Source organism: Streptomyces griseorubiginosus, from assembly GCF_017614965.1.
Taxonomy (GTDB): Bacteria; Actinomycetota; Actinomycetes; order Streptomycetales; family Streptomycetaceae; genus Streptomyces; species Streptomyces griseorubiginosus_B.
Map to the genome: position 1 here is coordinate 1 of NZ_WVUG01000252.1, position 13,154 is coordinate 13,154.

Sequence of the window (13,154 nt, forward strand, 5' to 3'; positions counted from 1 at the left end):
CAACCCAACCCGGCCCGATCCGGCCCGGCGACAGCCGCTACGCCTTGCTGTGGGAGAACAGCTTCAGGACCGGGACGCCCACCTTGTGGCGGGCCCGGGACGCCCAGTCCCGGTGGAAGAACTCCTCCACGTAGTGGGGGTCGGTCAGCACGATCACCTCGTCCGCGCCGATCTCCTCCACGAGGGACTTCAGCGCGTCCAGCGGATGGTCCTCGATCAGTCTGCCCTCCGCCGCGCTGCCGGCCGCCGTCAGCGCCTGCAGGGACACCGCCAGCGCCCGCTCGCCGAAGCTCTTCGCCTCCTCCCCCTCCGGGGTCAGCCCCTCGCGCGTGGCCTCGTCGAGCTCGCCGAGGGCGACGTCGTCGATGGCCCGCAGCAGGCGGTCGGCCTGGTCGCCGCGGGGCTGGAGCAGTACGTGGAAGGAGACCTCCTCCTCCCCGTGCAGGCCGGTGACGAACTCCACGTCTGCGGACGTCAGGGCCTTCTCGATCATCAGTACGCTTGTGAACACCGGGCGCCCCTTCTGCGGAAACCATCCTGCCCCGTGATCTCACGGGGACTGCGAGATTCAGTGTGCCCGCCGCAAGGCAAGCGGAACGGTAGATTCCGCCGTTTTCGGGACCGGCGGTACCGCTGAACGATTGTCAGGTCCGCTGGTAGCGGCTGAACAGAAACCCCTCCTCCTCCAGCAGGGACGCCAGCGCGAACCGCCTCGGAACCGCGACCGACGGCCCCCCGGCGATCCGCTGGGCGTCCCCGGCGGTGAGCATCGGGGCGACGGTCAGACACAGCTCGTCCAGCACCCCCGCCGCCACCAACTGCCCCAGCAGCCGCGGGCCACCCTCGGTCAGCAGCCGTGTGTGACCGAGCTCACCGAGGGCCTGTACGGCGCGGGCGGGCTCCACGCCGACGCCGTCCCCGGCGACCACCACCCGGGCGCCCGCCTTCTCCGCGGCCAGCACCCGGTCCGGGGCCGCCGCCGCGCCGGTGAGGATCAGCGTCTGCACCTCGGGCGAGGCGAACAGCGGCAGGGAGAAGTCCAGCTCGAGACCGGCGGTGACGACCGCGATCGCCGGCACCGGCGTCTGCCCGGCCGCCGCCCGCGCCGCCGCGAACTCCGCCCGCACCCGGGCGGGCCGGTACCCCTCCTGCCGTACCGTTTCGGCACCGACCACCACCACGTCCGCCAGCGCCCGCAGGGTGCCGAAGATCCGCATGTCGGTGGCGTTGGAGATGGGCTGCGACTTCCCGTCGTGCTGTGCGGCCCCGTCCAGCGTGGCGACCATGTTGGCCCGCAGCCAGGGCACCGGCCGGCCCCCGGCGGCGGGCTCCGGGTAGGCGTAGGCGGCGGCGAGCTCGGCGAGGCTCCACTCACGGCCGTCCGGCTCGTCGGGCCCCTCACCGGAGGCGGTCGGCACTGTCTGGTCGGTCACAGGGAACAGGCGTCGCATGCCGTGCAGTGTTCCACGACGCTTAGCATGGGTAACCGTGTCGTCCTCGCCTTCCGCTCCCGGCCTGCGTCCCTCGACCGACGCGGCCCCGCTGTCCCTGTGCGCCCGCGCGCCGCACGTCCCCGCGGAACGGCTGGTGGCCGAGATGGTCCCACCGCCACGCTTCGACTCGGTCCGCTTCAGCACCTACATACCGGACCCGAACCAGCCCAGCCAGACCGATGCGGTACGGGTCCTGGAGGGCTTCGCCGCCGGTCTCGGCGGTGCCCACCAGGCGGGCGGCGGCAAGCGCGGCTTCCTCGGCTTCGGGAGGGCCAGGGCACCGAAGACCCCGGCCGGTCCTCGCGGGGTCTATCTCGACGGCGGATACGGCGTCGGCAAGACCCATCTGCTCGCCTCCCTGTGGCACGCCACCCCGGCGGAACCCGCGCTGAAGGCGTTCGGCACCTTCGTGGAGCTGACCAACCTGGTCGGCGCCCTGGGCTTCCAGCAGACGGTGAGCACGCTCTCCGGCCACCGTCTGCTGTGCATCGACGAGTTCGAGCTGGACGACCCCGGCGACACCGTCCTGGTGTCGACCCTGCTCGGCCGGCTGGTCGAGGCGGGGGTCGCGCTCGCCGCCACCTCCAACACCCTGCCCGGCAAGCTGGGCGAGGGCCGCTTCGCGGCGGCCGACTTCCTGCGCGAGATCCAGGGCCTGTCCGCCCACTTCCGGCCGCTGCGCATCGACGGCGAGGACTACCGCCACCGGGGTCTGCCCGAGGCGCCGGCGCCGTTCTCGGACGAGCAGGTGACCAGGGCGGCGCACACCACGGAGGGCGCCTCGCTCGACGGCTTCCCGTCCCTCCTCGACCATCTCGCCAAGGTGCACCCCAGCCGCTACGGCGCGCTCACCGACGGCGTGCGGGCGGTCTGCCTCACCGACGTCCAGCCGGTGCCGGACCAGGCGACGGCGCTGCGTCTGGTGGTGCTCGCGGACCGGCTCTACGACCGTGAAGTCCCGGTCGTGGCCTCGGGGTTGCCCTTCGACATGCTGTTCAGCGAGGAGATGCTGAACGGCGGCTACCGCAAGAAGTACTTCCGGGCGATATCCCGGCTCACCGCGCTGGCCCGGGACGGCAAGTCGCTCGTCGCCGTCGACTAGATCACGCCAACCCACCGGCGCCATTCAGGCCCTCTTCAACTCGAAACGTGAAGTTAACCCTGCAAACGGGATCACCGGGTTACCGTGTCTCTTGACCAGCCGTTGACCATCCTTTGGTCGGGACGAGAGACACGAAGAGCACGGAGGGGGGCGCATGTTCCGAGGTACGACGGCCAGGACCCTCCTGGCCCTCCTCGCCGCCGCCCTGCTCGCCCTCCAGCTCTTCGCTCCGAACGCAACCTTCGCAGCCGCGCACACGGCCCGTCACGCCGTGGTCAAGGACCTGCCCGGAACGAAACCCTCCGGCAAGGCGCTGCGTGACGAGTCCGCGACGCACGGCGACTGCGGTCCCGCCAAGGACCCGACCGGCCCCCTGCGCACCCGCGACCGCCATGTGAACACCGGATGCACGCCCGAGGACCCCGAGCGCCCCCTGCCGGGCGAGGACCCGGCGTCCGCCCGCGAACCGGCGGCGCCCCGCGTCCCGCATCCGTCGAGACCCTCGACATCCCGCTCCCCGGCGGCACTTCAGGTCTTCCGCTGCTGAGAGAGCCGAGCAGAACAGAGCAGTTCCCCCACCCTGTTCCTTGCCCACACCGACGTGCCCCCCACGGCACGTCAGGAGGAGTCACCACATCATGCAGCCCCTCATCGACAACGCCCGTACGTTCGGACAGCGCCCTGAGGAGTTCGCCAAACTCGCCGAAGGCCAGTCCCCGCAGGTGCTGTTCATCACCTGCTCCGACTCCAGGGTCGTGCCGGCCCTGATCACCGGCGCCCGCCCGGGCGAGCTCTTCGAGCTGCGCACCGCGGGCAACATCGTGCCGCCGTACGCCTCCGAGCACCCCACCAGCGAGGCCTGCACCATCGAGTACGCCGTGGAGGTGCTCGGCGTCTCCGACATCGTGGTCTGCGGGCACTCGCACTGCGGTGCCGTCGGCGCCCTGGTGCGCGGCGACGACCTGGACGCCGTACCGGCCGTGCGCGACTGGCTCGCGCACGCCACCCCGCGCCCGACGGGGACGGTCGAGGACCCGACCGTGGCCGAGGGCGTGCAGAGCCACGTCCTGACGCAGCTGCTCAGGCTGCGCTCGTACCCGTACATCGACAAGAAGCTGAAGGACGGTCAACTGACCCTGCACGCCTGGTTCTACGAGGTCCACACCGGCGCCGTGCAGGCGCACGACCCGGCCGCCGACGTCTTCAAGGCCCTGTGAGCGCGGCGATGACGACCCTGACCTCGAAGTTCCCCCATCTGCGGCAGGACTTCCTCGCCTCCATAGTCGTCTTCCTGGTCGCGGTGCCGCTGTGCGTCGGCGTGGCCGTCGCCTCCGGCGTCCCGGCGGAACTGGGCCTGGTCACCGGCATCGTGGGCGGCCTCGTCACCGGGTTCCTGCCCGGCAGCAGCCTGCAGGTCTCGGGACCGGCCGCCGGTCTGACCGTGCTGGTCTTCGAGGCCGTCAGCGAGTTCGGCGTGGGCACGCTCGGTGTGATCGTGCTGATGGCCGGTCTGCTGCAGCTCGCGATGGGCTTTTTCAAGATAGGCCGCTGGTTCCGGGCGATATCCGTCTCCGTGGTCGAGGGCATGCTCTGCGGCATCGGCCTGGTGATCATCGCCGGGCAGATCTACGCGGCGGCGGGCCTGAAGGCGCCGGAGACCGGCCTCGGCAAGATCGCGGGCCTGCCCGGGGCCTTCGCCGACGCGCTCGGCAGCACCGAGGCGCTGGCCTCGCTCGCGATCGGCGCGGGCACCATCGCCGTCATCGTGCTGTGGAAGAGGATGCCGAAGGCGCTGCGGTCGGTGCCGGGCGCCCTCGCCGCGGTGGTCCTGGCCACGGTCGCCACCCTCGCCTTCGGCCTGCCGGTCGCCACCGTCACGGTGGAGGGCCTGTTCGGCGTCGTCCAGGTGCCGGGGGGCGACGCCTTCGGTGAGCTGGCCACCCCGGCCATCTGGGGCACGATCGTGGCGTTCGCGCTGATCGCCTCGGCGGAGAGCCTGTTCAGCGCGGCGGCCGTGGACCGGCTGCACGACGGTCCGCGCACCGAGTACGACAAGGAGATGGTCGCCCAGGGCGTGGGCAACACGGTGTGCGGTCTGCTCGGCGCGCTGCCGATGACCGCTGTGATCGTGCGCAGCTCCGCCAATGTCGGCGCGGGTGCGCGGACCAAGGCCTCACGGGTGCTGCACGGCGCCTGGCTGCTGCTGTTCGCCGCCGCGCTGCCGTCCGCCCTGGCGCTGGTCCCGATCCCCGCCCTGGCCGGCATCCTGGTCCACGCGGGCTGGAAGCTGATCCCGTTCCGGCAGATCTCGGCGCTGTGGCGCAGCCACCGCGGCGAGGCGCTGATCCTCGTGGTCACGGCCGTGGCCATCGTCGCGGTCAACATGTTCGAGGGCGTGCTCATCGGTCTGGCCCTGTCCGTGGTCAAGACCGCCTGGGAGGCCTCGCACCTCAGGACCGAGATCGTCGACAAGGGCGCCGGTCCCGTCCAGGTCCATCTGACGGGCAACGCGACCTTCCTCAGGCTCCCGAAGATCCTCGACAGCCTGGAGGCGCTGCCCCAGGACCGCCCGGTGGAGCTGGACCTGTCCGGACTGCACCACCTGGACCACGCCTGCCGTACGGCACTGGAGAACTGGGCCGAGCGGCACAGCGCGGTCGGCTCCGAACCGGTGCGGGTGACGACGGCCGCATGAGCACCCCGGTGGCCGGTCCCGGACCCTCGTGGCCCGGGACCGGCCACCGGGCATATCGTTGCAGAAGCAGACAGAAAGACCTCTCCCCGAGGGGGTCGTGATGGTCCCTGAGCTGGTGACAGCCGTCGTCGCGGCCGGAGCGGCCGCGCTCGTCTACGCCGCCGCGGCGGCACGCGTCGTCAAGCAGTACGAGCGCGGGGTGCTCTTCCGGCTCGGGCGGCTCGGCGGTGAGGTGCGCAGTCCCGGGTTCACGATGATCGTCCCGTTCGTGGACCGGCTGGCGAAGGTCAACATGCAGATCGTCACGCTGCCGATCCCGGCCCAGGAGGGCATCACGCGGGACAACGTGACGGTGCGGGTCGACGCCGTCGTCTATTTCAAGGTGGTCGACGCGGCGGCCGCGCTGGTCAACGTCGAGGACTACAAGTTCGCCGTCTCCCAGATGGCGCAGACCTCCCTGCGTTCGATCATCGGCAAGAGCGACCTCGACGACCTGCTCTCCAACCGCGAGAAGCTCAACCAGGGCCTGGAGCTGATGATCGACAGCCCGGCCGTCGGATGGGGCGTGCAGATCGACCGGGTGGAGATCAAGGACGTCTCGCTGCCGGAGTCGATGAAGCGTTCCATGGCCCGCCAGGCGGAGGCCGACCGTGAGCGCCGCGCCCGCATCATCAACGCCGACGCCGAACTGCAGGCCTCCAAGAAGCTGGCCGAGGCCGCGCAGCAGATGGCGGACACCCCGTCCGCGCTCCAGCTGCGGCTGCTGCAGACCGTCGTCGCGGTCGCCGCCGAGAAGAACTCGACCCTGGTGCTCCCCTTCCCGGTGGAGCTGCTCCGCTTCCTGGAGAGGGCCCAGGAACACCCACAGGACCACCACCTGGAGAAGTGACCACGCCGCTGGCGGGCCGCGGATCGCGGGGCTAGCGTTCCGTGCATGCGGCGCACGGTGGTGATCGTCGGTGTGGTGATGGCGGTGGGGCTCGTCCAGGGCTGCGGGGACGGCGCGGGGGGTTCCTCCGCGCCCTCGCCCGCTGCCGGGCGGCGCCTCACCGTCTCCAGCCCCGCCTTCGCCGAGGGCGGCACGATCCCGCGGCGCCACACCTGTGACGGCGAGGACGTCTCACCGCCGCTCGCCTTCTCCGGTCTGCCCCCGGCCACCGTCACCCTGGCCCTCCTGGTCCAGGACCCCGACGCCCCGCACGGCACCTTCACCCACTGGCTGCTGTGGAACGCGCCCCCGGACCGGACCGGCTGGCCCGCCGGCCAGGTCCCGCGAGGCACGGTCCAGGGCCGCAACGGCTTCAAGCGGACCGGTTACGGCGGACCCTGCCCGCCCAGGGGAGACCAGCCGCACCACTACGTCTTCACGGTCTACGCCGCCGACCGCACCCTCCAGCTGCCCTCCGACGCCTCGCCCGACGACCTGGGGCGCGCACTCGCCGGCCACACGCTGGCCTCGGGCACCCTGACCGGCCGTTACGGCCGCTGAACGGAAGGGACACTCCCGTGGCCAAGGACGGAAGGAACCAGGATCTGCGCACGCTGCTGCGCGTGCCCGGCGGTGAACATCTCGACCTGGCCGAGTACGACACCCGGCACGGGCCGGCGGGCCCGAAGGACAAGGCCGCGGGGCGCGCGGAGACCGCCCGCACCGGCAAGCGGCTGGCCAAGCTCCAGGAGCGGCTCTGGGCGGCCGGCACCGCGGGCGGCCGGCGCCGGGTGCTGCTGGTACTGCAGGGCATGGACACCAGCGGCAAGGGCGGCACGATCAAGCACGTCGTCGGGCTGTTCAACCCGGCCGGCTGCCGGACCATGGGCTTCAAGGCACCCACCGCCGAGGAACGCGAGCACGGCTTCCTCTGGCGCATCGAGAGGGAACTCCCCCGCCCCGGCGAGATCGGCGCCTTCGACCGCTCGCACTACGAGGACGTCCTGGTCCCCCGCGTCCGCGCCCTCGCCCCGCGCGACGAGATCGAGCGCCGCTACGACGAGATCAACCGCTTCGAGCAGCGCCTGGCCGACGACCGGGTCACCCTCGTCAAGTGCTTCCTGCACATCTCCTTCGAGGAGCAGCGCCGCCGTCTCCTCAGGCGCCTGGACCGACCCGACAAGCGCTGGAAGTTCAGCCCCGGCGACATCGACGACCGCGCCCTGTGGCCCGCCTACCAGGAGGCGTACGAGATCGCCCTGCACCGCTGCTCCGCCCCGCACGCCCCCTGGTACGTGATCCCGGCCGACCGCAAGTGGTACCGCGACTGGGCCGTGGCAGGGCTGCTCCTGGAGCATCTCCAGGCGCTGGACCCGCGGTACCCGGAGCCGGGGTTCGACCTGGCCGAGTGCCGGAAACGGCTCCTCGAACACTGAGCCGGCCCGGGCTGGGTACCCGGCCGCCATGAACGAGGACCAGCACGTCAACGGCTCGTACTGGCTCGAGACCGCCCCGGGCCCCGACCATCCGCCGCTCACCGAGGATCTCACGGTCGACGTGGCCGTGATCGGCGCCGGGATCGCCGGACTGAGCACCGCGTGGGAGCTGGCGCGGGCCGGCAGGTCGGTGGCGCTGCTGGAGGCCGACCGGGTCGCGGCGGGCGTCACCGGCCACACCACCGCCAAGCTCACCGCGCTGCACACGCTGATCTACGACAAGCTGCGCCGCACCCGCGGCCCCGACGGCGCCCGCCTCTACGCCCGCTCGCAGAGCGAGGCCGTCGAACACGCCGCGGAGGTCGCCGGGGAACTCGGCGTGGACTGCGAGTGGGAGCGCCGAGACGCCTACACCTATGTCTGCGACGCGGCCCGGGTGGAGGAGCTGCGGGCCGAGGCGGCCGCCGCGAGCGAGGCGGGGCTGCCGGCCTCGTTCACGACGGACACCGGGCTGCCGTTCCCGGTGGCGGGCGCGGTGAAGGTGACCGGACAGGCGCAGTTCCATCCGCGCAAGTACCTGCTGGCGCTCGCCGAGGACATGGTCCGCCGGGGCGGGCGCATCCACGAGCACACCACGGTCACCGGCCTCGACGAGGGCGCGCCGTGCCGGGTGGCGACCGCGTCCGGCGCGACGGTGACCGCCCGGGACGTCGTGGTCGCCACGCACTACCCGATCTTCGACCGGGCCCTGCTCTTCACCCGTCTCTCCCCGCGCCGCGAACTGGTCGTCGCCGGGCCGCTCCCCGCCGACCGGGACCCGGAGGGCATGTACATCACGCCGGACGAGGGCACCCGATCCGTGCGGACGGCCCCCTACGGCGAGGACGGGCGGCGGTTCCTGGTCGTGACCGGCGAGCACTTCACGCCCGGCACCGGAGACACCCGGACCCGCTTCGATCGCCTGACGGCCTGGGCCCGCGACCACTTCCCGGACGCCGACCTCACCCACCGCTGGGCCACCCAGGACAACGACCCCACGGACACGGTGCCCATGGTGGGCCTGCTGCACCCGGGCGCCCGGCACGCCTACGTCGCCACCGGCTTCGGCGGCTGGGGCCTGAGCGGCGGCATCATGGCGGGCCGGCTGCTGAGCGCGCAGATCCTGGGCGAGCCGTGCGCGTGGAGCGAGCTGTACGACCCGCGGCGGCTGCGGACGGCGGTGCGCGAGGCGCCGACGTTCCTCAAGACGCAGGCCGAGGTGGCCCGGCACTTCGTCGGCGACCGGCTGCGTCCGGTGCCGCCGCTGGAGTCGCTGCCGCCGGGCGAGGGCGCCGTGGTCCGCGCCGGACACGACCGGGTCGCGGTGTACCGGGACGACGACGGCAGCCTGCACGCGGTCTCCCCGCGCTGCACCCACCTCGGCTGCCTGGTCTCCTTCAACTCCGCGGAACGCGCCTGGGAGTGCCCCTGCCACGGCTCCCGCTTCGACAAGGACGGCAAGGTGATCCAGGGCCCGGCGACCAGGCCGCTGGAGCGCCGGGACATCTGACCGGGTGACCTGACCGACTGACCTGACCGAGTGCCCTGACCGACTGACCTGACCGAGTGCCCTGACCGACTGACCTGACCGAGTGACGCCGACCCCGAACACCACCCCCATAACCGCGTAAATAAGACAATCAGCTCTACGTTCGTACGGTGATCGCTCCCGTACGACGTGCCGCTGCCCTCTGCGCCCTCGGCACCGCCCTGACCGCCTGCGGCACCGTCAAGGCACCGCACGCCGCCCACCCGGCCCCGTTCGCCACCTCCGCCGCGCCCTCCCGGCCGCCGACCCTGGCCCCAGGGCCGGGCGGCCTGACGCCGGTCTTCAAGAACGGCCCCCGCACCGACGGGAAGGTCGTCGCGCTCACCTTCGACGCCGACATGACGGCCGACGAGGGCAAACGGGCCGCGGCGGGCGAGCGGTTCGACAACCCGCAGCTCATCGCGACGCTCCGGGCGCTGAAGGTGCCGGCGACCGTCTTCATGACCGGGCGGTGGGCCGACGAGTACCCGGTGCAGGCGCGGTCCATCGACCGCGACCCGCTCTTCGAGATCGCCAACCACTCCTACAGCCACTACGCCTTCACCGGCGACTGCTACGGCCTGCCGACCGTCACCGCGGACCGGATGCGGACGGACGTGGAGCGGGCGTACACGGCGTTCCGCCGGGCCGGGGTGAGGGACGCGATGCCGTACTTCCGCTTCCCCGGCGGCTGTTACGACCAGCGGGCCCTCAAGGCGCTGGCGCCCGTCGGCGTCACCGCCGTGCAGTGGGACGTGGTGAGCGGCGACGCGTTCGCGACGGACGCGGACGCCGTGGCCCGGCAGGTCCTGGACGGCGTGCGCCCCGGCTCGGTGGTGGTCATGCACTGCACCCGCAGCGCGGCCCCGGTGACCGAGCGCGCGGTCCGGACGATCGTGCCGGAACTGCGTACGCGGGGATACCGGTTCGTGAAGGTGTCGGAGCTCGTCGGGGACGCGAAGGGACGCCGGTGAGCGACGTCCGCGAGCGATCTACGCTGGAGTCATGAGCGACGAGTACTGCACGATCGCCGACGCCACCAAGCCGCCGACGGCGGACGGTCCGCCGTACGCCGACTGTGTGCTGTGCCGGGAGACGACGGAGTACCCGGAGTCGTACCAGGGCATCACGATGTGCCCCCGGTGCGAGTGGCAGGAGGCCCAGCGCGGCGCCTGCTCGGGGTGAGCGGCCCTTTAGAGTTGCCTGGTGTGAGCCCTGATTCGACAGCAACCGGTGACAGTCCCTTCCGGTCCGAGCGCACCGCCCGCGACGAGGCCCCGCAGTTCGTGCTGCCGCTCGTCGTGCGGATGGAGAAGGCGGCGCCGCCTGCCCGTACCGACGCCCTGGAGACCGCCGCCCGGGCCGTGCTGGTCATGCTCAGCGATGAGCGGGCCCTGGGGGACGGTGCGTGGGCCCAGGCCGTGCGGGAGTGGCAGGACGCACGGATCCGCAAGGTCGTTCGGCGGGCCCGCGGGGCCGAGTGGCGGCGGGCCGAGGGGCTGGACGGGATCACCGTCACCGGGAAGTCCGCCGAGGTGCGGGTCTTCCCGCCGGTACCGCTCGACGGGTGGCCGAAGGACCTGGCCCGGCTGCAGGTGTCCGGCACCGACCTCGACGATCCCGAGGCACCGGGGGAGGCCGACACCTCGCAGCCCGTGCTGTGGCTGAACCCGGAGCTGGACATGTCCGCCGGCAAGGCGATGGCCCAGGCGGGCCACGGCGCCCAACTCGCCTGGTGGGAGCTGTCGGACGAGGAACGCGCCGCATGGCGGGACGCCGGGTTCCCCCTGGCCGTACGGACCGCCGAGCGCGAGCGCTGGGCCGAACTGACCGGCGCCGGGCTGCCGTTGGTGCGGGACGCCGGGTTCACCGAGATCGCGCCCGGCTCGTGCACCGTCGTCGCCGATCATCCGGCCTTGCGATGACACGGCTGGACGGAACGGGACCGAGCGGGCATATCGCTTTACCAGTCGTTTAGTTATTTGGCCGTCGCTTGAACAACCGGGGCCACCCCCGCGTACCTCCTGTCACCGGCGCCTGGTCAACTTCCCCGCGCCGTGGACCAGTTGGTTTCATCCGGGAGGGACCTTTGCAGCGCATGCGGATCAATGGCACGGCCTTCCTCGTCGCGGCCCTCGTCGCCACCGTCGGAGCGATCGCGTTCCCCGTGTGGTCGTACGCCGACCGGTCGGGCACCGGTCAGGCGAACGTGGCGGCGGGGACCGTGAACACCCAGTGGGGCCCGCTCACCGCCGCCGACCGCGATCTGATCGTGCGGGTGCGGCTGGCCGGACTGTGGGAGCTGCCGGCCGGGCAGCAGGCCCTGGAGCGCGCGCCGAGCCAGGCGATCAAGGAGGCCGGCGACCATCTCATCGTCGGCCACACCGACCTCGACAAACGGGTCCGGATCGTCGCGGCCCAGCTGGGCGTCGCCCTGCCGAACCAGCCGAACGAACAGCAGCAGGGCTGGCTGCAGGAGATGTCGGCGGCGAGCGGCGCGGAGTACGAGTACAAGTTCGTGAACCTGCTGCGGTCCGCGCACGGCAAGATCTTCCCGGCGATCGGCACGGTCCGGAACACCACCCGCAACACCCTCGTACGGCAACTGGCCTCGGACGCCAACCAGACCGTGCTCGACCACATCACGATCCTGGAGAAGACCGGCAAGGTCGACTTCGACGCCATCGCCAACGACGCGGTGGCCGGGACGACCGCCAGCCCGACCGGACCCGCGGCCCCCGTGCCCGGCCAGGTCGCGCCCTCGGCGCCCGCCGCCGTGCCCAGCGCGAACCTGCCGACGACGTCCCGCCCCTCGCCGGGCGCACCCGGCACGGTCAACACCGGGCGGCCGGATCCGGTGGACACGGCGGGCGTCCTCGGGTGAGCCGGGCGGGACGCGAGGAACCTCAAATGTTGCTCTGAAGGTGCGGGACGCGCGGTTCGGGGCGGGGTGCCGGGGCCATACCCCCGTCACGTTCTTCGGGGAGACGGCAGGGAGGGGACGACCATGGAGCGACTGGGCACGGGCATCGGGTGGCGGCCGGAGATCGCCGACGCCGTGGAGCTGATGCCGGGCATCGACTGGGTCGAGGTCGTGGCCGAGAACGTGTGCCCGGGGCACCTTCCCGACGCGCTCCAGCGGCTGCGGGAGCGCGGGGTGACGGTGGTCCCGCACGGTGTCTCCCTGGGCCTGGGCGGGGCCGACCGTCCCGACGCGGGCCGGCTGACCGCGCTCGCCGAGCGTGCGGAGGCGCTGGGGTCGCCGCTGGTCACGGAGCACATCGCCTTCGTCCGGGCGGGCGGACCGCTGACGGCGTCACCGCCGCTGGAGGCCGGTCATCTGCTGCCCGTCCCGCGCACTCGGGACGCCCTGGACGTGCTGTGCGAGAACGTCCGCATCGCGCAGGACGCGCTGCCCGTGCCGCTCGCCGTGGAGAACATCGCCGCTCTGATCTGCTGGCCGGGCGAGGAGATGACGGAGGGGCAGTTCCTGTACGACCTCGTCGACCGGACCGGGGTGCGGCTGCTCGTCGACGTGGCCAATCTGCACACCAACCACGTCAACCGCGGCGAGGACCCGGCCAAGGCCCTCGCCGAGCTCCCCGTGGAGGCCATCGCCTACGTCCATGTCGCGGGCGGCTTCGAACGCGACGGGGTCTGGCACGACAGCCACGCCCACCCGGTGCCGGAGGCGGTCCTGGAGGTCCTGACCGACCTCGCGTCCCGGGTGCGCCCGCCGGGCGTGCTGCTGGAGCGGGACGAGAACTTCCCCGAGCCGGGAGTGCTGGAGGGGGAGCTGGCCGCGATCCGGGCGGCCGTGGAGAAAGGACGGGCGGCGGGCGGCGAGCCGGCGCGGGCGGTGCGAAGGGAGGTGGCGGCGACCGCGGCGGGCACCGGGACAGTGACAGCGGCAATCACCGAGGAACTCCCGGC

General features: G+C 72.4%; 15 protein-coding genes. 13 read left to right on the top strand and 2 right to left on the bottom strand.

The genetic code is table 11. The features are described from left to right. Positions 1-37: 37 nt before the first annotated feature. On the bottom strand, positions 38-511 hold the full coding sequence (locus GRC12_RS33200; RefSeq protein ID WP_207929648.1) for an indole-3-glycerol phosphate synthase: 474 nt from the start codon (positions 509-511) through the stop codon (positions 38-40). A 133-nt stretch (positions 512-644) separates the two neighbouring features. Continuing rightward, entirely contained in the window at positions 645-1,451 is an 807-nt protein-coding gene (locus tag GRC12_RS33205) for a pyrimidine reductase family protein (RefSeq protein ID WP_208783385.1), read from the bottom strand. A 37-nt stretch (positions 1,452-1,488) separates the two neighbouring features. Between GRC12_RS33205 and zapE the strand changes: the two genes are divergently transcribed. The 13 genes from zapE to GRC12_RS33270 form a co-directional block, all read left to right on the top strand. Continuing rightward, positions 1,489-2,595 carry a cell division protein ZapE gene (gene zapE / locus GRC12_RS33210; RefSeq protein ID WP_208783387.1) on the top strand — a complete coding sequence of 369 codons (1,107 nt, stop codon included), beginning with the start codon at positions 1,489-1,491 and terminating at the stop codon, positions 2,593-2,595. Between the two features lie 154 nt (positions 2,596-2,749). Continuing rightward, positions 2,750-3,142: a hypothetical protein gene (locus GRC12_RS33215; protein ID WP_208783388.1), complete on the top strand. Its 393-nt coding sequence runs from the start codon at positions 2,750-2,752 to the stop codon at positions 3,140-3,142. A gap of 91 nt (positions 3,143-3,233) precedes the next feature. After that, positions 3,234-3,812 (top strand): carbonic anhydrase, encoded by a 579-nt coding sequence (locus GRC12_RS33220; protein ID WP_133041546.1) that lies wholly within the window; start codon positions 3,234-3,236, stop codon positions 3,810-3,812. A gap of 8 nt (positions 3,813-3,820) precedes the next feature. Further along, complete coding sequence (locus GRC12_RS33225) at positions 3,821-5,290, top strand: SulP family inorganic anion transporter (RefSeq protein ID WP_208783389.1); 1,470 nt, start codon at positions 3,821-3,823, stop codon at positions 5,288-5,290. A gap of 100 nt (positions 5,291-5,390) precedes the next feature. After that, positions 5,391-6,179: a slipin family protein gene (locus GRC12_RS33230; protein ID WP_208783390.1), complete on the top strand. Its 789-nt coding sequence runs from the start codon at positions 5,391-5,393 to the stop codon at positions 6,177-6,179. A gap of 45 nt (positions 6,180-6,224) precedes the next feature. Further along, a complete protein-coding gene (locus GRC12_RS33235; protein ID WP_244374161.1) occupies positions 6,225-6,779 on the top strand; it encodes a YbhB/YbcL family Raf kinase inhibitor-like protein in 555 nt (184 codons plus the stop codon). A 17-nt stretch (positions 6,780-6,796) separates the two neighbouring features. Continuing rightward, entirely contained in the window at positions 6,797-7,654 is an 858-nt protein-coding gene (locus GRC12_RS33240; RefSeq protein ID WP_308286696.1) for a PPK2 family polyphosphate kinase, read from the top strand. A 28-nt stretch (positions 7,655-7,682) separates the two neighbouring features. Next, positions 7,683-9,203, top strand: a complete 1,521-nt coding sequence (locus tag GRC12_RS33245; RefSeq protein WP_208783391.1) for an FAD-dependent oxidoreductase — start codon at positions 7,683-7,685, stop codon at positions 9,201-9,203. A gap of 149 nt (positions 9,204-9,352) precedes the next feature. Continuing rightward, positions 9,353-10,195 (top strand): polysaccharide deacetylase family protein, encoded by an 843-nt coding sequence (locus tag GRC12_RS33250; protein ID WP_208783392.1) that lies wholly within the window; start codon positions 9,353-9,355, stop codon positions 10,193-10,195. A gap of 31 nt (positions 10,196-10,226) precedes the next feature. Further along, entirely contained in the window at positions 10,227-10,406 is a 180-nt protein-coding gene (locus GRC12_RS33255) for a hypothetical protein (protein WP_208783393.1), read from the top strand. Positions 10,407-10,420: 14 nt separating this feature from the next. Further along, on the top strand, positions 10,421-11,146 hold the full coding sequence (locus tag GRC12_RS33260; protein WP_244374162.1) for an aminoacyl-tRNA hydrolase: 726 nt from the start codon (positions 10,421-10,423) through the stop codon (positions 11,144-11,146). Between the two features lie 173 nt (positions 11,147-11,319). Then, positions 11,320-12,105: a DUF4142 domain-containing protein gene (locus GRC12_RS33265; RefSeq protein ID WP_208783397.1), complete on the top strand. Its 786-nt coding sequence runs from the start codon at positions 11,320-11,322 to the stop codon at positions 12,103-12,105. Between the two features lie 123 nt (positions 12,106-12,228). After that, positions 12,229-13,154: DUF692 domain-containing protein (locus tag GRC12_RS33270; protein ID WP_244374163.1), on the top strand; the 926-nt coding region annotated here is incomplete at its 3' end.